27 protein-coding genes, 2 tRNA genes and 1 pseudogene are annotated in these 22558 nt (G+C 69.5%); 23 read left to right on the forward strand and 7 right to left on the reverse strand.

Going from position 1 to position 22558, the window contains the following annotated elements:
* Nucleotides 1-822 carry a hypothetical protein gene (locus NS334_RS01090; RefSeq protein ID WP_058754135.1) on the forward strand — a complete coding sequence of 274 codons (822 nt, stop codon included), beginning with the start codon at nucleotides 1-3 and terminating at the stop codon, nucleotides 820-822.
* Here the strand turns inward: NS334_RS01090 and NS334_RS01095 are convergent.
* Nucleotides 732-1673 carry a DMT family transporter gene (locus NS334_RS01095; protein ID WP_058754136.1) on the reverse strand — a complete coding sequence of 314 codons (942 nt, stop codon included), beginning with the start codon at nucleotides 1671-1673 and terminating at the stop codon, nucleotides 732-734. The genes NS334_RS01090 and NS334_RS01095 overlap by 91 nt on opposite strands.
* Nucleotides 1670-2674: a threonine aldolase family protein gene (locus tag NS334_RS01100; protein WP_058754137.1), complete on the reverse strand. Its 1005-nt coding sequence runs from the start codon at nucleotides 2672-2674 to the stop codon at nucleotides 1670-1672. The genes NS334_RS01095 and NS334_RS01100 overlap by 4 nt, the downstream gene beginning before the upstream one ends.
* 184 nt (nucleotides 2675-2858) lie before the next feature.
* On the opposite strand from NS334_RS01100, the gene NS334_RS01105 reads away from it, so the two are divergent.
* Genes NS334_RS01105 through NS334_RS01115 form a run of 3 tightly spaced genes read left to right on the forward strand, consistent with a single transcriptional unit; the run spans nucleotide 2859 to nucleotide 7174 of the window.
* Entirely contained in the window at nucleotides 2859-3392 is a 534-nt protein-coding gene (locus tag NS334_RS01105; RefSeq protein WP_241491765.1) for a PAS domain-containing protein, read from the forward strand.
* Nucleotides 3385-6810 (forward strand): CheR family methyltransferase, encoded by a 3426-nt coding sequence (locus NS334_RS01110; RefSeq protein ID WP_058754139.1) that lies wholly within the window; start codon nucleotides 3385-3387, stop codon nucleotides 6808-6810. Before NS334_RS01105 ends, NS334_RS01110 begins: the two co-directional genes overlap by 8 nt.
* Entirely contained in the window at nucleotides 6803-7174 is a 372-nt protein-coding gene (locus NS334_RS01115) for a response regulator (protein ID WP_058754140.1), read from the forward strand. Before NS334_RS01110 ends, NS334_RS01115 begins: the two co-directional genes overlap by 8 nt.
* A 50-nt stretch (nucleotides 7175-7224) precedes the next feature.
* Here the strand turns inward: NS334_RS01115 and NS334_RS01120 are convergent.
* Nucleotides 7225-7299 (reverse strand) — tRNA-Val (locus NS334_RS01120).
* An 82-nt stretch (nucleotides 7300-7381) separates the two neighbouring features.
* A complete protein-coding gene (gene cpdR, locus NS334_RS01125; RefSeq protein WP_058754163.1) occupies nucleotides 7382-7759 on the reverse strand; it encodes a cell cycle two-component system response regulator CpdR in 378 nt (125 codons plus the stop codon).
* Between the two features lie 132 nt (nucleotides 7760-7891).
* Here cpdR and NS334_RS01130 point away from each other — a divergent pair, with 132 nt between their 5' ends.
* Entirely contained in the window at nucleotides 7892-8734 is an 843-nt protein-coding gene (locus NS334_RS01130) for an N-formylglutamate amidohydrolase (RefSeq protein WP_058754141.1), read from the forward strand.
* Between the two features lie 197 nt (nucleotides 8735-8931).
* Here NS334_RS01130 and NS334_RS01135 read toward each other — a convergent pair whose 3' ends face one another.
* The 3 genes from NS334_RS01135 to NS334_RS01145 all read right to left on the reverse strand — a co-directional run bounded on the left by NS334_RS01135 (nucleotide 8932) and on the right by NS334_RS01145 (nucleotide 11805).
* A complete protein-coding gene (locus NS334_RS01135; RefSeq protein ID WP_058754142.1) occupies nucleotides 8932-9480 on the reverse strand; it encodes a cytochrome b in 549 nt (182 codons plus the stop codon).
* Between the two features lie 28 nt (nucleotides 9481-9508).
* A complete protein-coding gene (locus NS334_RS01140) occupies nucleotides 9509-10276 on the reverse strand; it encodes a SapC family protein (RefSeq protein ID WP_058754143.1) in 768 nt (255 codons plus the stop codon).
* Nucleotides 10277-10359: 83 nt separating this feature from the next.
* Nucleotides 10360-11805 (reverse strand): FAD-binding oxidoreductase, encoded by a 1446-nt coding sequence (locus tag NS334_RS01145; RefSeq protein WP_058754144.1) that lies wholly within the window; start codon nucleotides 11803-11805, stop codon nucleotides 10360-10362.
* A gap of 79 nt (nucleotides 11806-11884) precedes the next feature.
* Here NS334_RS01145 and NS334_RS01150 point away from each other — a divergent pair, with 79 nt between their 5' ends.
* From NS334_RS01150 to NS334_RS01230, 18 genes and pseudogenes are all read left to right on the forward strand, one after another.
* Nucleotides 11885-12358 carry a hypothetical protein gene (locus NS334_RS01150; protein ID WP_058754145.1) on the forward strand — a complete coding sequence of 158 codons (474 nt, stop codon included), beginning with the start codon at nucleotides 11885-11887 and terminating at the stop codon, nucleotides 12356-12358.
* A gap of 101 nt (nucleotides 12359-12459) precedes the next feature.
* Entirely contained in the window at nucleotides 12460-13872 is a 1413-nt protein-coding gene (locus NS334_RS01155) for a DEAD/DEAH box helicase (RefSeq protein ID WP_058754146.1), read from the forward strand.
* A 36-nt stretch (nucleotides 13873-13908) separates the two neighbouring features.
* A tRNA-Gly gene (locus NS334_RS01160) sits at nucleotides 13909-13982 on the forward strand.
* A gap of 88 nt (nucleotides 13983-14070) precedes the next feature.
* Nucleotides 14071-14565 (forward strand): Panacea domain-containing protein, encoded by a 495-nt coding sequence (locus NS334_RS01165; RefSeq protein WP_058754147.1) that lies wholly within the window; start codon nucleotides 14071-14073, stop codon nucleotides 14563-14565.
* Nucleotides 14552-15040: a hypothetical protein gene (locus tag NS334_RS01170; protein WP_058754148.1), complete on the forward strand. Its 489-nt coding sequence runs from the start codon at nucleotides 14552-14554 to the stop codon at nucleotides 15038-15040. Before NS334_RS01165 ends, NS334_RS01170 begins: the two co-directional genes overlap by 14 nt.
* A gap of 147 nt (nucleotides 15041-15187) precedes the next feature.
* Nucleotides 15188-15682, forward strand: coding sequence for a hypothetical protein (locus NS334_RS01175; protein WP_058754149.1), 495 nt, complete (start codon nucleotides 15188-15190; stop codon nucleotides 15680-15682).
* Nucleotides 15679-16986, forward strand: a complete 1308-nt coding sequence (locus NS334_RS01180) for a DNA-packaging protein (protein WP_058754150.1) — start codon at nucleotides 15679-15681, stop codon at nucleotides 16984-16986. The genes NS334_RS01175 and NS334_RS01180 overlap by 4 nt, the downstream gene beginning before the upstream one ends.
* A 395-nt stretch (nucleotides 16987-17381) precedes the next feature.
* Complete coding sequence (locus NS334_RS01185; protein WP_058754151.1) at nucleotides 17382-18458, forward strand: phage portal protein; 1077 nt, start codon at nucleotides 17382-17384, stop codon at nucleotides 18456-18458.
* Nucleotides 18455-18772 (forward strand): DUF6127 family protein, encoded by a 318-nt coding sequence (locus NS334_RS01190; RefSeq protein WP_058754152.1) that lies wholly within the window; start codon nucleotides 18455-18457, stop codon nucleotides 18770-18772. Before NS334_RS01185 ends, NS334_RS01190 begins: the two co-directional genes overlap by 4 nt.
* Nucleotides 18769-19137: an HK97 family phage prohead protease gene (locus NS334_RS01195; protein WP_058754153.1), complete on the forward strand. Its 369-nt coding sequence runs from the start codon at nucleotides 18769-18771 to the stop codon at nucleotides 19135-19137. Before NS334_RS01190 ends, NS334_RS01195 begins: the two co-directional genes overlap by 4 nt.
* 41 nt (nucleotides 19138-19178) lie before the next feature.
* Nucleotides 19179-20180: a phage major capsid protein gene (locus NS334_RS01200; protein ID WP_241491766.1), complete on the forward strand. Its 1002-nt coding sequence runs from the start codon at nucleotides 19179-19181 to the stop codon at nucleotides 20178-20180.
* A gap of 167 nt (nucleotides 20181-20347) precedes the next feature.
* Complete coding sequence (locus NS334_RS01205) at nucleotides 20348-20860, forward strand: head-tail connector protein (RefSeq protein WP_083500173.1); 513 nt, start codon at nucleotides 20348-20350, stop codon at nucleotides 20858-20860.
* The gene (locus NS334_RS18485) at nucleotides 20857-21033 is read left to right on the forward strand and encodes a hypothetical protein (protein ID WP_193752966.1); all 177 of its coding nucleotides are present in this window, start codon (nucleotides 20857-20859) and stop codon (nucleotides 21031-21033) included. The genes NS334_RS01205 and NS334_RS18485 overlap by 4 nt, the downstream gene beginning before the upstream one ends.
* Nucleotides 21030-21398 carry a tail completion protein gp17 gene (gp17, locus tag NS334_RS01210; RefSeq protein ID WP_153002535.1) on the forward strand — a complete coding sequence of 123 codons (369 nt, stop codon included), beginning with the start codon at nucleotides 21030-21032 and terminating at the stop codon, nucleotides 21396-21398. The genes NS334_RS18485 and gp17 overlap by 4 nt, the downstream gene beginning before the upstream one ends.
* Nucleotide 21399: 1 nt before the next feature.
* On the forward strand, nucleotides 21400-21807 hold the full coding sequence (locus NS334_RS01215) for a phage tail tube protein (RefSeq protein WP_058754157.1): 408 nt from the start codon (nucleotides 21400-21402) through the stop codon (nucleotides 21805-21807).
* Nucleotides 21804-22106: a gene transfer agent family protein gene (locus NS334_RS01220; protein WP_058754158.1), complete on the forward strand. Its 303-nt coding sequence runs from the start codon at nucleotides 21804-21806 to the stop codon at nucleotides 22104-22106. Before NS334_RS01215 ends, NS334_RS01220 begins: the two co-directional genes overlap by 4 nt.
* A complete protein-coding gene (locus tag NS334_RS01225) occupies nucleotides 22103-22294 on the forward strand; it encodes a phage tail assembly chaperone (RefSeq protein ID WP_058754159.1) in 192 nt (63 codons plus the stop codon). The genes NS334_RS01220 and NS334_RS01225 overlap by 4 nt, the downstream gene beginning before the upstream one ends.
* Nucleotides 22287-22558, forward strand: a pseudogene (locus NS334_RS01230) (tail tape measure protein); the annotation flags it as partial. The gene NS334_RS01225 and the pseudogene NS334_RS01230, both read left to right, overlap by 8 nt.

Genomic DNA, 22558 nt, shown 5'->3' on the forward strand with positions numbered 1-22558 from the left:
ATGCGGTTGTTCGTGTTCGGGTTGGGCTATGCCGCGCGGGCGATCGCGGATGCGGCGGGTGCGCCGCTGCTCGCCACGACGCGCGACGGACGCGATGGCACGATACGCTTCGACGACGCCGCGGCGGTGCGCGCCGGTATCGCGGCGAGCACGCATGTCCTGTCATCGGTGCCGCCCGATAAGATCGGCGATCCGGTGCTGCGTGCTTATGGCGCGGTGCTGGGGGAACGGTGGCTGGGCTATCTCTCCTCGACCGGCGTGTATGGCGACACCGGCGGGGCATGGGTGGATGAGGACGCGGCGGCGGACCGTGGGCGGCGACCGCTGCGCAACGGCGCCGACGCGGCGTGGCTGGCGGCGGGAGCGCGGGTCTTCCGGCTGCCGGGCATCTACGGCCCAGGCCGTTCGCCGCTGGAACGCGTGGCGACGGGCGAGGCGCACCGCACCGGGATCGCCGGCCAGGTGTTCAGCCGCGTCCATGTCGCCGACATCGCCAGCGGGGTGGTCGCCGGCTTCGATGCCCCGGCGGGGGCGTACAACCTCGCCGACGACGAACCCGCCGCGCAGGATGCGGTGGTCGCCTATGCCGCGCTGCTGCTGGGCGTCGCACCGCCGCCGATCGTGCCGCTGGAGCAATTGGGGTCGGCGGCGCGCGCCTTCCATGCCGAGAACCGGCGCGTCGCGAACGGCAAGGCGAAGCGGCTGCTCGGCTGGCAGCCGCGCTACCCGGATTACCGCGCCGGCCTCCGCGCCCTGAGCGCCACGACCAGCCCGATCGCCGCCAGCATGGCCCCCGCCACCGCCAGCGGTGTCCAGCGATAGCCCTCGAATACGGTCGACAGCAGCATCGCGATTACGGGCACGATCACGCCGTTATAGGCCGCCTTGGCCGGGCCGATCGTGCGGATGATGCGGAAGTAGAGCGTGAAGGCCAATGCCGAGGCGATGATGCCGAGGTACAGCACCCCGGCGACATAACCGGGACGCCCGTCGAACACCGGCGGCCCGGTGGTGATCCACGCCCAGCCGGCATCCAGACCCGCGCCGATCAGCATCGCGGTGGCGAGCGTCGGGATCATCGGATAGCGCGCGGCGGTCTTCGTCGCCTGCATGACGTTGGCGGTGGAGGCGGACAGGATCGCGCACAGCGTGAAGGCGATGCCGATCAGCGATTCGGTCGGCCCGCCGGGGTCGCCGCGCGCCTCCTTGATGAACAGCAGCGCGACCCCGCTCATCGCGATCGCCGATCCGACCAGCAACTGCCGCCCCAGCCGCTGCCCGAGGAAGACGCGCGCGAACAGCGCGTTGGGGACCAGCAGCAGCGCGAAGATCACCGCGACCAGCCCGGAGGTGATATGCTCCTCCGCACGATATACGAAGTTGAAGTTGAGCACGAACTGCAGCACGCCGAGCAGCGTGGCGAAGCGCCAGAAGCCGCCTTGCGCGAACAGGGCGCGGGTGCCCGGCGCGCGCTGCCACACGGCCACGCCGGCCAGCGTCGCGCCGGCGACCAGGAAGCGATAGCTCACCGACCAGCTCGCCGGCACCGCCAGCGCGCCGCCGTGGAGTTGATCGCGGATCACGATCCAGGTCGATCCCCAGATGAACACGACCAGCGCGAAGGGGATCAGCACACCGGCGCGCGTGCTGTTGGGGGGATCGGCGGGGCTCATGCGAGCGAGGCGATCGCGTCGGCGAGCGGGCGGATATCCTCCGCGCGCTGGTTCCAGCTGACCACCAGCCGCGCCTCGCCCACGCCCCAGTCGTAGAAGTCGAATCCGGCGGCGCGCAAGGCTGCGGCCTCCTCGGCGGTGACGCGCAGGAACACCTCGTTGGCCTCGACCGGGTGGAGCAGCCGCGCGCCCGCTGCCTGCGCCAGTAGCGCCGCGCCGGCATTGGCGGCGCGGGCGCAGTCGAGCCACACATCGTCGTCGAGCATCGCGAGCAGTTGCGCGGCGAGGTAACGACCCTTCGACAGCAGATGGCCGGCCCGCTTGCGGCGATAGAGCGTGTCAGCGGCCAGCGCGGTGTCGAAGAACACCAGCGCCTCGGCATTCATCCCGCCGTTCTTGACGAAGCCGAAGCTGAGCGCATCGACCCCGCCGCGCCACGTCAGGTCCGCGGGCGACGCGCCGGTCGCGACCACCGCATTGGCGAAACGCGCACCGTCCATGTGGAAGCCGAGCGTGCGCGCCTTCGCCAACGTGCCGAGCGCGGCGACCTCGGCAGGCGTATAGACGCGGCCATATTCGGTGGCGTTGGTGATCGACAGCGCGTGGGGACGCTGTTGGTGGACGTCGTAGCGTTGCCGGTCGAGCACATCCGCCACGCCGGCAGGGGTCAGCTTCGCGCCATCGCCGTCCGCCAGCAACAGCTTCGCGCCATGGGTGTAGAATTCGGGCGCTCCGCATTCGTCGTTCTGGATATGCGCCTCGCGGTGGCAGACGATCGATCCGTGCGGCGGACAGAGCGCCGCGAGCGCCAGGCAATTGGCGGCGGTGCCGCTGGGCACCCAGAGCACACGCACCTCGGTTTCGAACACGGCGGAGAAGCGTTCGTCGAGCGCCTTCGACCAGCGATCGCCGTCATAGGCGGTGTCGAGCGAGTCGGCCGCCGCGATCGCGCGAAGCACGGCCGGGTGGACGGGGGCGGCATTGTCGGAAAAGAAGCGCATGGCCGCTGCCTTCGATCAGGCGGTCGTCCGGGTCAATATCGGCAGCCGGTCGATCTTGCGTCATCGACATGTAATGCGGAGCGCTTGCGTGTTTCACGGGTTGTTGTACGCCGGTTACCGGATGCAATCCAAGTTTATCCCCGCTGGAGCCTTAGCCTGAGTGGACATCGAACTTCCCCGATCGTTGATCGACTATCTTGTACAGTCGCGTGTCGCGCTGGCGCTGGCATCGGTGGAGGAGGATAATCCGCTGTTGATGGTCAACCCGGCTTTTTGTGACCTGACCGGTTATGATGCCGCGGACGTGGTCGGCAAGAATTGCCGCCTGTTGCAACGCGATGCGCCGAACGACGAGCAGCGGACGCGGCTGCGCGAGTTTCTGACCCGGCCGCGTCAGCCCAACGTCCGGACCGCGATCGTCAATTTCCGGAAGGACGGGACACCGTTCGTGAACCTGCTCTACATGTCGCGACTGCGGTCGCTGAACGGCGCGACCAGCTTCATCTTCGCATCGCAATTTGACGTCAGCCGGTCGCAGCCGGAGCTGCTGGCCGATTACGACCGGGATCTGGGCGCGGTGCTGGGGCGGCTGGCACCGATCGCGGGAGAGGCCGGGATCGTCGTGGAGGGGACGTTGATGACGATCGCCAACAGCGCGGCGACGGTCGCGCAGGCCAAGCTGATGCTCGACGACCTGAACGGTGTAACCGGTGACTGAGGCGACGGCGGTCAGCGACGCGATCGTCCCCGTGGTCGGGATCGGTGCCTCGGCGGGCGGGCTGGAGGCGCTGCGCGAGATGCTGACGCCCGCACAACTGCCGACCGGGCTGGCCTTCGTCGTCGTCCAGCATCTGGATCCCAACCACGAAAGCATGCTGGCGCAGCTGCTGGACCGCAACACCGTGCTGAAGGTGCTGCAATGCGCGGGCGGCGAGCGGATCGCGCCCGACACCGTCTTCATCATTCCGCCGGGCCACGGGCTGGCGATCCGCGACGGCGTGCTGGAACTGACCGATTTCCAGCAGCCGCGCGGTCTGCGGCGGCCGATCGACGATTTCTTCATCTCGCTGGCCAGCGACCAGCAATCGAACGCGGCGTGCGTGATCCTGTCGGGCACCGGCGCGGACGGCACGACCGGGCTGCGCGCGATCAAGGAGAATGGCGGGATCTGCGTAGTGCAGCAGCCCGAAAGCGCCCGTTATGACGGAATGCCGCTGTCGGCGGTCGGCACCGGGCTGATCGATTTCGTCCGTCCGGCGGGCGAGATACTGGAATGCATCAGCGGCTTCTTCAGGCGGCGCAGCAGCGACCCGGTCGAGGCCGAGGCCGACATGGTCGCGGATCATGTCGACGAATTGTGCCGCGTGCTGCGCGCCGCGATCGGCCATGATTTTTCGGGCTACAAGCGATCGACGCTGGTGCGTCGGGTCGAGCGGCGGATGCACGTGCTGGGGATCGACACCAGCCGCGCCTATCTGGCGCGGGTGCGCGGCGATGCCGACGAGTGCGAGGCGCTGTTCCGCGACCTGCTCATCAACGTCACGCGCTTCTTCCGCGATGCCGAGGCGTTCGAGACGCTGCGCGCGCGGGTGATCGATCCGCTGGTGCGTGGCCGTCCCGCCGACGAGGAACTGCGCGTCTGGGTGCCGGGCTGTTCGAGCGGCGAGGAAGCCTATACGATCGCGATGCTGTTCGCCGAGGCGGCGCGACTGGCCAACGTGGCCGCGGACGTGCAGATCTTCGCCACCGACATCGACGAGCAGATGCTGTCGATCGCGCGTGAGGGCAGCTATCCGGCCGCCGCGCTGATCGATCTGCCGCCCGCGTTGCGCGAACGCTATACCGTGCCACATGCGGAGCGGTTCTCGATCGTCGCGCCGATCCGCGACATGATCCGCTTTTCCTCGCACAGTCTGGTCAAGGATCCGCCGTTCTCGCGCATCGATCTGGTGTCGTGTCGCAACCTGCTGATCTATTTCGACGACCGGCTTCAGCAATCGGTGGTGCCGTTGCTGCATTATGCGCTGCGGCCGGGCGGATTCCTGTTCCTGGGCCCGTCCGAGAGCGTCGGGCGGTTCGAGCATCTGTTCCGGCCGCTGGATCAGTCGGCGCGGCTGTTCGAACGGACGCCCGGAGCGCCCAACTATCCCATCGACCTGCCCGGCAGCGGGCGCACACCGGTGTCGCGGCGCGAACGCGAAGGGCGCGGCGAAAGCGCGTCGCTGGCGCAGGAGACGCTGGCGATCCGGCGGATGGTGGAGCGTTACGCGCCGCCGAGCCTGATCGTCGATCAGGATGGCGGGATCATCTCCGCCCATGGCAAGCTGAGCCGCTATTTCGAATTTCCGGTCACGCGCACCGGCGGCAGCAGCGCGGTGAACCTGGCGCGGCCGGGCTTGCGAACCGTGATCGGACCGCTGTTGCGGCAGGCCCGCGACGAGAAGCGGCGCGTGGTGGCCCGCGACGTCACGATCGAAACCGATTATGGCGTCCAGCCGACCGAGGTGATCTGCGATCCGCTGGGCGACGGATCGCTGTTGTTCGTGTTCCGCGACAGCGGGCCGTTCCGCCCGGCCGACCCGGCCGATCTGTCGGATCTGGAGCCGGGTGACGATCATCTGGAGGCGCTGGAAGACGAACTGCGGCTGACGCGCCACCGGCTGCGCTCCGCCATTGAGGAACTGGAGACGGCGAATGAGGAGCTGAAAAGCTCCAACGAAGAAATGATGTCGATGAACGAGGAGCTTCAATCGACGAACGAGGAACTGTCGACCGTCAACGACGAACTGAAAAGCAAGGTCGATCAGCTGACCGTCGCCAACTCCGACCTCCGCAATTTCTACGAATCGACCGAACTGGCGGTAGTGGTGCTGGACGCGGACCTGCGCGTGCGCAGCTACACCGATGCCGCGACCAGCATCTTTCCGCTGAAGCCGACCGATCGCGGCCGACCGTTGACCGACGTCGCCAGCCGGTTGCAGGGCAGCGAGCATCTGGATGACGCGCGTGCGGTGGCGGGCGGCGCGCCTGCGACGCAGCGGCGGGTGATGACGGCGGGCGGTGACCGCGTGCTGTCGATGCGCGTGTTGCCGTATCGTGCGCAGAGCGGCGCGATCGACGGCACCTCGCTGGTGATGACCGACATCACCGACGCGCTGGCGATGGAGCGGCAGCTCACCGCCGAGCGCGAGCGGCTAGACCTGGCGATCAAGGCGGCCGGGATCGGCGTGTGGGAATATCGGCCGGAAACCGGCGAAACCGTCGCCGATGCCGTCCAGCAGCGCCTGTTCGGGCTGGATCCCGCCGAGGCGACCCATATCGACCGCCTGTTCCATCGGATCGACGTCGAGGATCGCGCCGCCGTGGAGGCGGCGCTGCGCCGTGCGGTGGAGCGGAACGGCGATTACGAGACGATCTTCCGCGTGCCGCGCGAGGATGGACAGACGCGCTGGGTGAAGGGGTTCGGCCGCGTCGTTGCGGGCAGCGTGCCGCTGCGCCTGATCGGCGTGTCGATCGACGTCACGTCCGAATATGCGCTGGCGGAAACCCGCGAGTTGATGTTGCGCGAGATGAACCACCGGGTGAAGAATCTGTTCGCGGTGATCTCCGGCATGATCAGCCTGGCGGCGCGCAGCCAGAGTGACGTGGCAACCTTCGCCGACGATATCCGGCGTCGTATCGCCGCGCTGGGCCGCGCGCACTCGCTGGCCTCTCCGGCGGGCGAGCCGCAGGCGGTGGGGCTGGACGAGCTCGTCGCGGCGACGCTGGCACCGTATCGCGACCACGCCGCGGTCGAGACCGAGGGGCCGCGCGTCGCGCTGGATCGTGCCTGCCTGTCGTCGCTGGCGCTGGTGCTGCACGAATGGGCGACGAACGCGGTGAAATATGGCGCGCTGAGCGGCATCGAGGGCGGCGCGTTGCGCGTCACCTGGACGGCGGACCAGAGCGGAATCGTGTTGATATGGAACGAAAGCGCCGCAACCTCTCCCGGAACGCCACCCGCGACGCGGGGTTTCGGCTCCGTACTGGTGGAGACGAGCGTGCGGCAACTGAGGGGTGAAATGAGCAATATCGTGACCGACCGATCGTTCCGGCGCGAGATGCGGTTGCCGGCGGGCGTGATCGCCCGTGACTGATCTCGTGCTGTTGGTGGAGGACGAGCTGCTGATTGCGCTCGACCTGCAAGGGACGATCGAGGACGCCGGGTTCCGGGTCGAGGGACCGTGCACCACGCTGTCCGAGGCGCAGGAGGCGATCGATCGGCACGGTGCGCGGTTCGCCGCCGCGCTGCTCGACGTGCGGCTGGCGGACGACACGGTATTCCCGGCCGCCGATCGCCTGCATGCGGCGGGAGTGCCGTTGCTGTTCCATTCCGGCCACGCCGACGACGCCGACCTGCGCCGCCGTTACCCGCTGGCGATGGTCTGCCCCAAGCCGAGCGCGCCCGATACCCTGTCCGCCGCGCTGTTGCGGTGCGTCCAGATGACGCGCGTGGGCTGAACGATACGAGAAAAACCCCGCCGAACCGATGGTCCGGCGGGGTTTTTATATGGTGGGCGTGGCAAGGATTGAACTTGCGACCCCTGCGATGTCAACACAGTGCTCTACCACTGAGCTACACGCCCTCCGTAGGGGTGCGCCTCTAACGACTGGTGCCGAGGCGCGCAAGCGGTTTTGGTCTTTTTTTGCGGAAACCGTGCCGGAACCTCAGATCAGCTCGTTGGCGGTGCCGGAATCGAACAGCCGATCGACCTCCAGGACCAGATCGCGCAGGTGAAACGGCTTCGACAGGACGCGCGCCTGTGGCATCGCATTGCCGGCCTTCAGCGTTACCGCCGCGAACCCGGTGATGAACATCACCCGCATCCCCGGCGCGATTTCCTGCGCCTTCTGTGCCAGTTCGATCCCGTCCATTTCCGGCATCACGATATCGGTGAGCAACAGGTCGAACCGCTCGCGCTCCAGCAGCGGCAGCGCGGCGGTGCCGCGATCGACCGAACTGACCTCGTAGCCCGACTTCTCCAGCGCGCGGGCGAGATACTCGCGCATCACCGCATCATCTTCCGCCAGCAGAATACGTACCATCGCGACCACCAAACTCCCGTTCGCGCTCCATATGCCCGAAGGGCGTTGATTTTTCCACCTGTGGACATGGTGAACGCGCGGACAGCGACGACACGTTGCGGTGACGGGACGGCTTCCATAGGGTGAGCCGGAATGACGCGCTCTTTTCGCATGATCGGCGACTTGGCGCCGGAAAGTCCGGTGGTGCTGTCGGTGCCGCACGCGGGACGCGACTATCCGCCGACGCTGCGGATGGCGTTGCGCGCGCCGCTGGCCAGCCTCGCCGCGCTGGAGGACCGGCATGTCGATGCGATCGCGCTGGCGGCTCGAGAGCGCGAAACGCTGCTGTTGCAGACGGCGCCGCGCGCGTGGATCGACCTGAACCGTGCCGAGCATGAGCGCGACCCGTTGCTGGACGAGGGCGCCTGCCGCGGCAGCGCGGCCTCACCCAAGGTGCGCGCCGGGATCGGGCTGGTGCCGAGACGGACCGCGGGCGCCGGCGAACTGTGGCGATGCCGATTGAGCGCGACGGAGGTGGAGGAGCGGATCGCGGCCGATCATCGTCCCTATCATGAACGGCTGGCCGAGATACTCGCGGCGGCGCGCGCACGGTTCGGCTGCGCGGTGCTCCTGGACGTGCATTCGATGCCGCCGATCGCCGGGGGTCGGGCACGGGTGGTGATCGGCGACCGCTTCGGCCGGGCGGCGGGTGCGCGGTTCGTACGGCGCGTAGAAGGCGAGCTGATCACCGCCGGCGTGCATCATGCGATGAACACGCCCTATGCCGGCGGGCATATTCTGGAGCGCCATGCGCGGCCCGGCGACGGCGTGCATGCGATCCAGCTGGAAATCGACCGGACGCTGTACCTCGACCGGCGGCTCGACCAGCCCGGTCCGGGAGCGGCGGCGACCACGCGGCTGTTGCGCGCGATCATCGATGCGCTGGCCGAGGAAGCGCTGACCGCGCCCGACGCGCTGACGGCCGCCGCGGAATAAAAAAACCACCGGGTGCACGCACCCGGTGGCCAAGGTTCAGGGAGGAGACACGCCGAAGCGTGTCATACGGGCCCGCGAAAGGGGGGACACGAGCACCGTACAGCCATAACTTAGGAAGCCGGCGTTTGGTTGCAAGACCCCCACTGCGTGACGTTCCCGAAAAACGGTAAACCGACGCGCCGCGCGGTCATGTCGGGTCAGCGCCTTCCCGATGGCAGCATCCGCAGGAGGATCGAATCGCGCAGGATCAGATGGTGGCGCAGCGCGGCGGCGATGTGGAGCAGGACCAGCGCGAGCATCAGCCAGCCGAGCATGCCATGCGCCTCGTGCCCGGCGCCGGCGGTCGTCCCGCCGACGGGAAGATACGGAATGTCGAACGCGCCGAACCAGGTGAACGGGCGCCGGCCCTCCGGCCCCGATACCATCAGCCAGCCGGTAAGCGGCATGAGGATCAGCAGCAGATAGAGTGTCCAGTGCGTCGCATGTGCGACACCGCGTTCCCAGGCCGGGGTGAAGGCGGGCAGCGGGGGCGGCCGGTGGATGAGGCGCCAGGCGACCCGTGCGAGCGTCAGCGCCAGCACGGTGATGCCGATCGCCTTGTGCCCCGGCATCCAGGCCCGGAGCGCCGGCACCGCCTCATGGCCGATGCCGACGATCAGGTTGACGATCACCAAAAGCGCGATCGTCCAGTGAAACGCGATGGCGATGCTGGAGTAGCGCTGCGTGGTGGGCAGTCGGGTCGCCATCGCGGTTCCTTCTATCGTCAGGGTCGGATCAGACCGTCAGCTGCGGCTGCGGCATCTTGCCCAGCTTCACCTGCCGCGCGAAGATATCGCGCATCAGGGCGAGCGAGAAGAGGTGCGCATACAACAGCGGCAGCATGCCCGACTGCGAGATCTTGCGCAGCTGATCGCCGCGCAGTTCCGACAGCTTCTTCTCGTCGATCATCTGGAAGCCGCGATACACGAACGGCTGCTCGATGCCGTCCTGCTGGATGGTGACTTCACCTTCCATCAGCAGGTCGAGTTCCTTGATCTCCTTCATGAACTGACCGGTGCGGGCAGCAGCCTGTTCGAAGTTCTCGTTGAACTTCAGCACATTCTGAGTCAGCTCCGACGGCTGGCCATCGACGAACAGCGGATCGCCGTCCTCGAACGCGCCGATCGTCGGCGACGACGGATCGAAGCAGAGCGACAGTTCGTCCGTATCGGGGCGCAGACGTGCCAGCATGTAGGGATAGCGGCGGATATAGGCGGGGACGTAGATGCTCTCGTCGGCCAGCTTGCCCTCGTCGGTCATGAACACGTTCACGCCTTCGTTCAGGCCCATCAGCGCGATCGGAATCGCGTCGTCGCCCGAGGAGAAGACGATCGGCATATGCCGCTGGATCAGCGGAAATTCCTCGACGGTGACGGGGACCGCATGCTGGTTGACCAGGAACGGCGCGGTGTCGGACGGCTTGACCTTGTAATTGGCGTGAACCTCGCTCGAAAGCGGTTCGAGGCCATTGTAGAACAGCGGAAGTTGCGGCGCGCTGGCCATCGGAATCTCCAGAACAGACGGATTCGTGTACGATTGCTCGCGGGTGCGTCACGTCCAGTCGCCCCCCCGGACCCGTGCAGGTGCTATTGAATGGGCGCGGCCGGCGCAAGCGTCACCAGCTTTCCCGGATTGAACAGTTCGTGCGGATCGAAGGCGCGCTTCACCGCACGCAGCGCCGCGAGGCGTCCGGGCGGGCCAAGCCGTTCCAGCTCCGCACGCTTCATCTGACCGATGCCATGTTCGGCCGAGATCGACCCGCCCGCGGCGACGACAAGGTCGTGGACGAAGGCGGAGACGACCGGCACCTGTTCGGCATACCAATGCGCCGGATCGGTGCCCGGCGCGGCGCGGACGTGGAAATGGACGTTGCCGTCGCCCAGATGCCCGAACCCCGACGCGCACGTGCCCGGGAAGCGCGCGTCGCACGCGGCCGCCGCCTCGACCATGAAGCGCGGCATCGCCTCCACCGGAACCGAGATGTCGTGCTGCGCGGCGGGACCGGTGGCGCGCTCGGCGTCGGAGATCGACTCGCGGATGCGCCAGAATGCCTCCGCCTGCGCCTCGCTGGCGGCGATGGTCGCGTCGTCGATCAGATCGTCCTCCAGCGCCATGGCCAGGACTCGTTCCACGGGGCCGGCGGGATCGTCGGCGGGGGTGTCGGCGGTGACCTCCAGCAGGACATGCCACGGGTACGTGCCGGCGAGCGGGGCACGGGTGGCGGGGATATGCGCCAGCACCGCCGCCAGCGATTCGGCGGGGAGCAGCTCGAAGCTTTCCAGCGCCGGGGTGGCGCGCTGGAAGCGGCGGAGCAGCGCCAGCGCCGCATCGGGTGAGGCCAATCCGACCCACGCGACGCAGCGCGCCGCGACCGCCGGCACCAGCCGCAGCGTCGCGGCGGTAACGATGCCCAGCGTCCCCTCCGCGCCGATCAGCAGCTGGTCGATGTCATAGCCGCGATTGTCCTTCTTCAGCGCCGACAGGCCGTCGTAATGCGATCCGTCGGGCAGCACCGCCTCGACTCCCGCGACCAGCGCGCGCATCGTGCCGAAGCGCAGCACCTGCGTGCCGCCGGCGTTGGTGGAGACGAGCCCGCCGATGGTCGCCACGCCCTTCGCGCCGAGCGACAGCGGGAAGCGGCGGCCGGCGGCGAGTGCCGCTGCATGGAGGTCGGACAGGATCATCCCGGCCTCGACGATCGCCAGCCCCGCCTCGGCGTCGAGATGCCGGAGGCGGTTCATGCGGCGCAGCGACAGGATCGCGGCGCGCCCGTCGGCGGAGGGCGTGGCGCCGCCGACCATCGAACTGTTCCCGCCCTGCGGCACCAGCGGCACGCCTTCGGCGCGGGCGGCGTCGACGATCGCCCGCACCTCCGCGACGGAGGCGGGGGCGAACAGCAGCGACGACGCGCCGCGATAGCGGCGGCGCCAGTCGGTGAGCGACTGGGCGATGACGTCCGGATCGGTGACGATCGCGCGCGGCGGCAGGAGCGGGGCGAGCCGGGCGGCGAGGCGGGCGGCGGGGGTGGTCATGGCGCCTAAGTGCCGAACGGCGCGGCGGCGTGCAATTCATCGATCGTTCAAGCGCGCGCGGCAATGACCGGACCACGACATGACTCTGCGTGTTCCGCCCGTCCTGCTGATCGCATCGGCGGCACCCTTCGTGGTGTCGGCGAGCGTGCCTGAGTCGCTGGACGGCGTTCAATTCGCGCAGCTGACGATCCATGAGCGCTTGATCATTCGGATTCCTCGGGTTTCCCCCGGTCCCGCGCGGGGCGTCGCGCCGGCGCAGTCGCCGATCCGCTGGGAGGAAAAGAAGGGGCCGGCGTGCATCGCGGTGACCGCGCTGACCGGCGCGGCGGTCGATCGCGAGGGGGAGGTCGACCTGGTGGTCGGGGGCACGCGGCGGATCCGCGCGAAGCTGGACGACGATTGTCCGACCCTTGATTTCTATCGCGGATTCTACCTGAAACCGACCGCCGACGGGCAATTGTGCGCCAAGCGCGACGGCATCCGATCGCGGTCCGGCGCCTATTGCGCGATCACCCGCTATCGTCTGCTCGTGCCCAAGAAGGGCGGGAAATAGGCCCGAGCGGCGCAAAATCCTTGACTTTGGGCGGCAGATCGGGAAGCGCGGACGGCAATGGGAAACGCCACGCCGCGCCGCCCGACAGCCCGGACATCCGCATGAGCTTCGCCGACCTCGGCCTATCCGACGAACTACTCCGCGCCGTTGGCGACACCGGCTATACCGAGCCGACGCCGATCCAGGCGAGCGCGATCCCGCCGGTGCTGATGATGCGCGACATCATCGGGATCGCGCAGACCGGGACCGGCAAGACGGCCAGCTTCGTGCTGCCGATGATCGACATCCTGGCGCACGGGCGCAGCCGCGCGCGGATGCCGCGCAGCCTGATCCTGGAGCCGACCCGCGAACTGGCCGCGCAGGTCGCCGAGAATTTCGAGATCTACGGCAAGTACCACAAGCTCTCCATGGCGCTGCTGATCGGCGGCGTGCAGATGGGCGATCAGGTGAAGGCGCTGGAAAAGGGCGTCGACGTGCTGATCGCGACGCCGGGGCGGCTGATGGACCTGTTCGGGCGCGGCAAGATCCTGCTGACCGGCTGTTCGATGCTGGTGATCGACGAGGCGGACCGGATGCTCGACATGGGGTTCATCCCCGACATCGAGGAAATCTGCACCAAGCTGCCCGCGCAGCGCCAGACGCTGTTGTTCAGCGCCACGATGCCGGCGCCGATCAAGAAGCTGGCCGATCGTTTCCTGAACAATCCCAAGACGATCGAGGTCGCGCGCCCCGCGACCACCAACACCAACATCACCCAGTGGGTGGTGCCGGTGAAGGGCCCGGCGTTCGAGAAGCGCAAGGCGCTGCGCGCGCTGCTGGCGCAGGAGGACGTGCGGACCGCGATCATCTTCTGCAACCGCAAGACGACCGTTCGCGAACTGAACAAGAGCCTGAAGGGGCATGGCTTTTCCAGCGGCGAGATCCATGGCGACATGGACCAGCCCGCGCGGCTGGCCGAGCTGGAGCGGTTCAAGAAGGGCGACGTCAACATCCTGGTCGCCAGCGACGTCGCGGCGCGCGGGCTGGACGTGAAGGGCGTGAGCCACGTCTTCAACTATGACGCGCCGTGGCACCCGGACGATTACGTCCACCGCATCGGCCGCACCGGGCGCGGCGGCGCGACCGGGGTCGCCTATACGTTCGTCGGCCCGGACGACGTCGAGAATATCGAGAATATCGAGAAGCTGACCGGGCAGAAGATCGCGCGGGTCGAGAGCGTGCCGGAGGCGGCGGAAGAACCCGCGCCGAAGCGCGAGCGAAGCCCCCGCCGCGAGCGCGAGGAGCGCCCCCGCCGCGAGTCGCGCACCGACCGCGCGCCCGAGGACGCGCCGCGCCGCACCCCGCGCAGCGCGGCGGTGGCCGAGGACACGCCGCGTCGCGAACGTCCGCGCCGGCAGCGCGAGGACGCCGCGCCGCTGCGCGAGCGCGCGCCGACGATCGACGCGGTCGAGGACGGCGCGTGGAACGGCCCGGTGCCGGACTTCCTGCACGTCGGCGTGCCGCGCGTCGCTTGACCTGCAGCGGCGCTCCGTGGCAGGAGCGTCCGCAGCGCGGGTATAGCACAATGGTAGTGCAGCAGCCTTCCAAGCTGAATACACGGGTTCGATTCCCGTTACCCGCTCCACCTGCTGAACTCTGACGGTGCGTTGTGCGGACGTCCGCTATACCCTATATGTGTCCGAAGGTGGACGCGAACAGGGAGGGTTGGCCGCATGAACCGCACCAATGCTCATGATCCGCGTGCGATCGCCAACCGTATCCTCGAACTGCGTGATGCGGGTGAGAAGCCGCTGACGGTCATGCAACTCATCAAGCTGGTCTATGTCGCCGATGGCTGGGCAACGACCTTGATCGGGCGCCCGCTGTCCAAGACCGAACCGCAGGCATGGCAGTATGGGCCGGTCTATCCGGACCTGTATCGCGCCTTTAAACGCTTCGGCCCGAACCCCGTAACGGCACCCGCGACGATCCCCGGCACCGACGTGGCGTTCAAGGAATCGTTCGCCCCCGAGGAGGAGCGGGTGTTGGCCGCCATTCTCGATACCTATGGGAAACTGTCCGCCTTCCAGCTTTCCGACCTGACGCATCAACCTGGCACGCCTTGGAGCAAGGCGTATCAGAACGGTGCCTATTCCCCGATCGCCCTGCACGACATCAAGGCGCATTTCGACGAGTTGAAGGCATCGCGCCAGCGTGCCGCCGCCTGAAGACGACCTCGATTTCTCCGAGGTTATCGGCGACGCGCTAAGCCATCGTGCGCCGACTGTCGTCGAGGACACGAAGATTGAAGAGCGCGTGACGCGCATGGAACTGGCCCTGGAACAAGTGGCGCTCGCGTCGAAATACCAGACCGAACTGGCGCGCTATGTCGACGACCTGCGACAGGAGGCGGCCGACACACGTACGATCCGGCGGCAGGTCGGCGTGGTCGTCGTGACGGGCGCCATCATCCTCTTCCTGTTTCCGATTGCGATCATGATGGCGCAACCGCCGTGGTTCATGCGCCTGCCGGTCTATCTGCAATCCGGCGTCATCATCGCGATGTTCGCGGCCGGCGTCCTGTTGTTGCAGGGGCTGGCAAAATCGGTGTTCCGTTCGGCGCATGAGCGACAAGGCGACGAGTTCATCCCGCCGCAGGTGAAGGCGATCCATGAATTGATGAACACGATCAAGCCTTCGTGAGCACGATGCGCGTTTCCGCTTGACAGCGCGACGCTGCTTGGGTACAAAACGTGAACATCGAGATGATGTGAATCGGGCCGGGCGGCTCGGGGCTTTGGCTCCGGTCGCGCCGGCCCGATCGCGTTTGGGCGGTAGCGGGGGGCGGGGATGCACGGGGACGATGACGTGACGGCGGGCGGCGAGACGATCGACGTGCCGGCAGATGACGACCTCTCGGAGGGCAAGGAGCATCAGTCGCGGACCTGGACGGTCGAGCATTGGCGGGCGTTCTTCGATCATCTGGCGATGACCGGCGATGTCGCGGCGGCGGCCGGGGCGATCGGGAAGACGGCGCGATCGGCCTTTTCGATGCGGCGGCGCAGCGCGCGGTTCGCGCTGATGTGGCGCGCGGCGCTGGACGTCGGATACGACCGGCTGGAGGCGGCGGTGCTGCGGCAGGTGCTGGGCGAAACGCAGACGACGCTGGATGTCGGCGCGGCGATGCTGTTGCTGGATCGCCGGCGCGTGGCGACCGGCGAGGCGACGGAAGCGGCGAAACGCAAGGCGGCGGACGGCAAGGCGACGCGGGCGGCGGCGGAGCGCGAGTTGCTGCGCCGGGTGCGCGCCTTCGCCAAGCGCACCGGCACGGCGTCGCCGGTATGAGCGCGGGGGCGGAGCGCGCGCTGCGCTGGCTGGGGCGGCTGGATGCCGAGGCGGCCGAGCGGCTGGTCGCCTCGCTGGCCGGCGGCACGGTCGAGGAACTGACGCAGGCGTGGGATGTGTGGGCACATGCCGGGCAGTTGCCGCCGCCGGGCGACTGGCGGGTGTGGCTGTTGCAGGCCGGGCGCGGGTTCGGGAAGACGCGCGCGGGCGCCGAATGGGTGCGGGCGATGGCGCGTGCGGTGCCGGGCGCGCGGATCGCGCTGGTCGGCGCGACGATCGAGGATGCGCGCAAGGTGATGGTCGAGGGGCCGAGCGGCGTGGTCGCGGTTTCGCGACCCGCCGACGGCATGGTGTGGCGACCGACCAGCAGCGAAGTGCGGTTCGGCAATGGCGCGGTGGCGACGCTCTATTCGGCGGCCGCGCCGGAGAAGTTGCGCGGGCCGGAGCATCATTTCGCCTGGGCCGACGAACTGGCGAAATGGAGCCATGCCTCTGCCTGGGACAATCTGACGATGGGCCTGCGGCTGGGTGCGCGACCGCGCGTGCTGGTGACGACGACGCCGCGTTCGACCGCGTTGATGCGGGCGGTGCGGGGTGCACCGGGGACGGTGGTGACGCGCGGCAGCACGCGCGACAACGTCCACCTGCCCGGCGCCTTCGTGGCGGCGATGGAGGCGAGTTACGGCGGCACGCGGCTGGGCCGGCAGGAATTGGACGGCGAGCTGATCGAGGATGTCGCGGGTGCCTTGTGGTCGCGCGCGCTGATCGAGCGGCAGCGGGCGGCGACGGTGCCGGAGTTGATGCGCGTGGTGGTGGGGGTCGATCCGCCCGCCGGGATCGGCGGCGATGCGTGCGGGATCGTCGCGGCGGGCGTCGGGCGCGACGGGCACGGCTATGTCATCGAGGATGCGAGCGTGACGGGGGCGAGCCCCGAGCGCTGGGCCAATGCGGTCGTGGCGTGCGCGGCGCGGGTGTCGGCGGACCGGGTGGTCGCCGAGGCGAACCAGGGCGGGGCGATGGTCGAGCAGGTGTTGCGCGCCGCACAGGCGTCGCTGCCGATCCGGCTGGTCCATGCCACGCGGGGCAAGGCGGCAAGGGCGGAGCCGGTAGCGGCGCTCTATGAAAGCGGGCGCGTGTGGCATGCGCGGGCGTTTCCGGCGCTGGAGGACGAACTCGCCGGGCTGGTCGCGGGCGGGGGATATGAGGGACCGGGACGCTCGCCGGATCGCGCCGATGCGTGCGTGTGGGCGCTGACGGCGCTGATGCTGGAGCGGCAGGGCGAGGGACGGGTGCGGGTGATGTGAGGGGGCTGTCGGTCAGCCCGGCATCTGGCGTGCTGCAAGGGTAAGCGGGGGCGGCGTGCGCGGATCGGTGGATCCCGGCCTTCGCCGGGATGACGGTTGGGGGGAGGGCGTTTCATCGGGCGGGATGTTGGCGCTTGGGGACGCGTCTTGTGGGCTGAGTGAGGGCGGGCGATGAGCCTGTCAGGCGTCCCCCAACTGGGCCCCGGCGTTCGCCGGGGTGGTGATGGGTGGGGTCGGCGGGTGCGCTTTATCGGATGAGGCGCGCTTCAAATCGTCATTGCGAGCGTAGCGAAGCAATCCAGCGACGGATCAGGACGCCCTGGATTGCTTCGCTGCGCTCGCAATGACGGTGGGCGGTCGGATCTCGCCCAAGTAGCAATTTTCGGAGAACGGACATGGCATGGTTCGGATGGAAGTCCGGGCGCGCGGTCGCGCGTCCGGCGTTGGGGCGTGCCGGCGGGGTGCCGCGTGCGATCGGGGAATGGCCGCAGGGTTACGAGGCGCAGGTGCGCGCCGGCTATTGCGGCAATGCGGTGGCGCAACGCGCGGTGAAGCTGGTCGCGGAGAGCGTCGAGGGCGCGCCGCTGGATGTGGACGAGCGGTTGCGCGGGCTGGTGGCCGGGCGCGGCCTGCTGGAGGCGATCACCGCGCAGATGCTGTTGCATGGCAATGCGTTCGTCCAGGTGCTGCGCGACGGCGAGGGGCGGGTGGCGGAGCTGTTCGCGCTCCGGCCCGAGCGGGTGTCGGTCGAGCTGGGGGCGGACGGCTGGCCGGGGGCGTATCTGTACCGGGTGGGGGTGCGGACGACGCGGCTTGACCCTGCGAGCGTCATTCACGTGCGGCGCTTCAACCCGGTCGACGATCATTACGGGCTGGGGTGCCTGAGCGCGGCGTCGGCGGCGATCGCGATCCACAATGCGGCGGCGGCGTGGAGCAAGGCGCTGCTGGATAACGCCGCGCGGCCATCGGGGGCGCTGGTGTACGACGCGGGCGACGGATCAGTGCTGACCCCCGAGCAGTTCCGGCGGCTGCGCGAGGAGATGGAACAGGGATTCGCGGGCGCGGCCAATGCAGGGCGGCCGATGCTGCTGGAGGGAGGCCTCAAGTGGCAGGCAATGAGCCTGACCCCGGCCGACATGGACTTCGCCGGCACGAAGGCGGCGGCGGCGCGCGAGATCGCGCTGGGTTTCGGGGTGCCGCCGATGCTGCTCGGCCTGCCGGGCGACAGCACGCACGCCAATTATCGCGAGGCGAACAAGGCGCTGTGGCGGCTGACGGTGCTGCCGCTGGCGGGCACGATCCTGTCGGCGCTCCGCGACGGGCTGGCGGCGGAGTTTCCGGGCGCGCGGTTGCAGATCGATCTGGATCGCGTGCCCGCGCTGGTCGAGGATCGCGAGCGGCTGTGGCGGATGGTCGCGGGCGCGGACTTCATCACGCGCGACGAAAAGCGGCAGATGGTGGACTGGTCGTGAGCGCGGCGGCGACCGGGAGCGTGCTGGCGCAATTGCTGGCGCAGGGGCGCGGCGAGGGCGCGGATATCGCCACCCTGCGCGCGATCGCCGAGGAGGCGGGCGAGCTGGGCGCGGTGCGGGCGCTCAAACGGCTGGGGCTGGCGGACGACGGAGCGGCGGGGGACGTCGCGGAACTGCGCGAGCTGTTGCGGGCGTGGCGCGATGCGAAACGCTCGGCGTGGCGCGCGCTGGGGGCGTGGGTGGTGCGGATCGTGCTGGCGCTGTTGCTGGCGGGGATCGCGGTGCGGCTGGGCTTCGACGAGGCGCTGAAATGAGGATCGTCGGTTACGCGGCGGTGTTCGATCGCGTCGATCGGGCCGGGGACGTGGTGCGGAGGGGGGCCTTTGCCGAGGCGGGGCCGGTGCCGCTGCTGATGCAGCATCGCGGGCGGGCGATCGGCGACGTGCTGAGCGTCGCGGAGGATGCAACCGGCCTGCGGATCGAGGCGCGGGTGGATGACGCGGCGGTGGCGCGGCTGGTGCGGTGTCGCGCGCTGCCGGGGCTGTCGGTCGGCTATCGCGCGCGCGTGGTGCAGCAGGGGGCGTGGCGCGCGATCCGCCGCGCCGACCTGGTCGAGGTGAGCCTGGTGGCGGTGCCGATGCAGGCGGCCGCGCGGGTGGACGACATCCTCGACGATTGAGGTTCGGGGTTCGCTGGGGAACCCCTTTCATGGAGAAGAGCATGAGCGATACGGTGGTGGCGCGCCCGGTGCTGGATGGCGCGCGGGCGAGGGAAAGTGCGTTCGACGGCTTCGTGCGGTCGGGCGCGGTGATCGAGACCAAGGCGTTCGCCGGCGCGACCGGCGATCAGGGCGGCTATGCGATCCCCAAGGAGATCGATGCGCAGATCGACGCGGTGCTGAAAGCGGCCAGCCCGATCAGGAGCATCGCCAATGTCGTGCAGGTCGGGTCGGCGGGCTATCGCAAGCTGGTGACGACTGGGGGCACGCCGTCGGGCTGGGCGGCGGAGACGGACGTGCGGCCGGTGACGGCGACGCCGACCTTCGTCGAGATCGCGCCGCCGATGGGCGAGCTGTACGCCAATCCGTCCGCCAGCCAGGCGATGCTGGACGACGCGCTGTTCGACGTCGAGGGCTGGCTGGCGGGCGAGATCGCGGCCGAGTTCGCCAAGGCGGAGGGCGCGGCGTTCGTGAACGGGAACGGCACCAACCGTCCGCGCGGGTTTCTGCAGTCGCCGACCGCCGCGACCGGCGATGCGGCGCGCGCGTTCGGGACGCTGCAATATGTGCCGACCGGGGCGGCGGCCGATTTTGGCGGCAACGGCGCGGAGCGGCTGATCGACCTGGTGCAGGCGCTGCGCGCGCCGTACCGGCAGGGCGCGACGTTCGTGATGAACGCGACGACGGCGGCGCGCATCCGCAAGTTCAAGACCAGCGACGGCCAGTTCCTGTGGCAGCCGGGGATGGCGACCGGGCAGCCGGCGACGCTGCTCGGCTATCCGGTGGTCGAGGCCGAGGACATGCCCGACATCGCGGCGGGATCGCATTCGATCGCCTTCGGCAATTTCCGGCTGGGCTATCTGATCGCCGAGCGCGCCGAGACCAGCGTGCTGCGCGATCCGTACAGCAACAAGCCGTTCGTGACCTTCTACGCGACGAAGCGCGTCGGCGGGTGCGTGTCGAACAGCGAGGCGATCAAGCTGATGCGGTTCGCCGTGAGCTGAGCCTGCGATGGCGTGAGCCATCGCAGGACTCGGCAAGGCCGGGCAGCGGGGCGGCGCAAGCCGTCCCCGTCTGACGGCGTTGCCGGTGCGGTGTGTCGCCAGGGGCGGCAGCGTGCGCGGACGGATGGATCCCGGCCTGCGCCGGGATGACGAGGAGTAAGGGACGTATGACAATCGTGACGGGGGAGCCCGGCGCGGTGACGCTGGGGGCTGCCGATCGCGCGCTGGCGCTGGCGGCGGTGCGCGCGGAGCTGCGGGCGGCGACGGTGGACGACGATGCGCTGGCGATCGCGTTCGTCGAGGCGGCGCTGGGACTGGCGGAGCAGTTCACGGGGCGCGTGCTGATCGTGCGCGACGTGGTGGCCGATCTGGACGGCGCGGTCGGGTGGCAGGCGCTGCCCGCCGCGCCGGTGCGCGCGATCGCGGCGAACGGCTTTGCGGTGGATATCGACGCCGATGCCACCGGCTGGGTGAAGAGCGCAACCGCCGTTCGGGTGACGTTCACCGCCGGGCTGGCGAGCGGCTGGACGGGATTGCCCGCGCCGCTGCGGCAGGGGGTGGCGATGCTGGCGGCGCATCTGTTCACCGATCGTGCGGGAAGCGCGCCGGTGCCCGCCGCCGTCAGCGCGCTGTGGCGGCCGTATCGCAGCGTCCGGCTGGCGCAGGCGGCGCACGCATGAGACGCGCGGTGGAGCGGGCGCTGGCCGGGGCCCGGGGGCGGGTGGCGGCGCGACTGCGCGAACTGCTGCCCGGGGCGGTCATCGAGGAGCGGGACGACGGGGTGGTCGTCGGCGCGCGCGGGCTGGTGCGGCGGTGGCTCGACGATCCGCGACTGGCGTGGTGGCGGCGATGAGGGCGGTCGTGCTGGCGCGGCTGCGCGAGCGGGTGGCGGTGACGCGCGTGTTCGAGAGCGCGGCGGCGAAGGGGACGGTGCCGTTCCTGACGCTGCGCGAATGGAGCGCGGGCGACTGGGGCACGAAGGACCGCGCCGGGCGCGAGCTGCGCATCGGGGTGGCGGTGCGCGACGAGGGCGAGAGCGGTGCGCGCGCGCTGACGCTGGCGGCGGAGGCCGAGGCGGCGTTGCTGTCGCTGGCCGGCGTGGTCGCGGGGTGGCGGATCGTGACCGTGGTGCCGGCGCGCAACGTGCTGCTGCCCGATGGCGCGGGGCGCTGGGCGGCGCTGGTCGATGTGCGGGTGCGGATGTTGGAGGAGGTGTGAGATGGCGGCGGAAAAGGGCAGCGCATTCCTGCTGAAGGTCGGCGATGGCGGCAATCCGGTGAGTTACCGGACGGTGGCGGGGCTGCGCACGACCCAGCTGAGCGTCAACGGCGAGGCGGTGGCGATCACCAGCAAGGATTCGGGCGGGTGGCGCGAATTGCTGTCGGGCGCGGGCGTGCGATCGGTGAGCGTCGCGGCGGCGGGGGTGTTCACCGGATCGGCGGCGGAGACGCGGGTGAAGGCGAGCGCGCTGGCGGGAACGCTCGACGATTACCGGCTGACGTTCGAGAGCGGCGAGACGATGACCGGGCGGTTCCTGGTGACGCGGCTGGACTATGCCGGCGATTACAACGGCGAGCGCAGCTATACGATCGCGCTGGAAAGCTCCGGCCCGGTGGTGAGCGCGTGAACCCGGCGCGGGGCGAGGCGGCGGTGCGGGTGGCGGGCGAGACCCTGGTGCTGCGTCCGACCTTCGCGGCGCTGGTGGCGGCGGAGCAGGAACTGGGGCCGCTGTTCGCGCTGGTCGAGCGGGCGGCCGGGGGGCGGCTGGGGCTGGCGGATCTGGTCGCGCTGTTCTGGCATTGCCGGCACGATGCGCCCGAGGCGCTGACCCGCGAGCGGCTGGGCGAGGCGGTGGTCGAGGCGGGGCTGGGTGCGGCGACCCCGGCGCTGAAGGTGCTGCTGCGGCAGATACTGGCGGGACGATGACCTTCGCCGAGGAGGCGCGGCGGCTGGCCGGGCTGGCGGGCGTCGCGTTCGGGTGGCGTCCCGACGATTTCTGGCGCGCCACCCCCGACGAACTGGCGACGCTGGTGCATGCATGCGTGCCCGAGGCGGCGACGCCCCCCGATGCGGGGCTGATCGCGGCGATGCAGGAGGCTTTTCCGGATGGATGAGGAAATCGAGCGACTGGTGATCGGCGTGCGCGCCGACACCAGCGGGTTCGCACGCGACGTGGCGGTACTACGCGACACGCTGGAGGGGCCGTTGTCGCGTGGCGCGGATCGCGCCGGGCGCGCGGTGGAGACGGCGCTGGCGCGCGCGGTCAGGACCGGCAAGCTGGGGTTCGAGGATCTGAAGGCGGTGGCACTGAGCGCGATGGGTGAGATCGCCGCCTCCGCGATCCGCGCCGGGATCGGCAGCGTGCTGGGCGGGGGCGG

This window comes from Sphingomonas endophytica, assembly GCF_001476895.1.
GTDB classification, from domain to species: Bacteria; Pseudomonadota; Alphaproteobacteria; order Sphingomonadales; family Sphingomonadaceae; genus Sphingomonas; species Sphingomonas endophytica_A.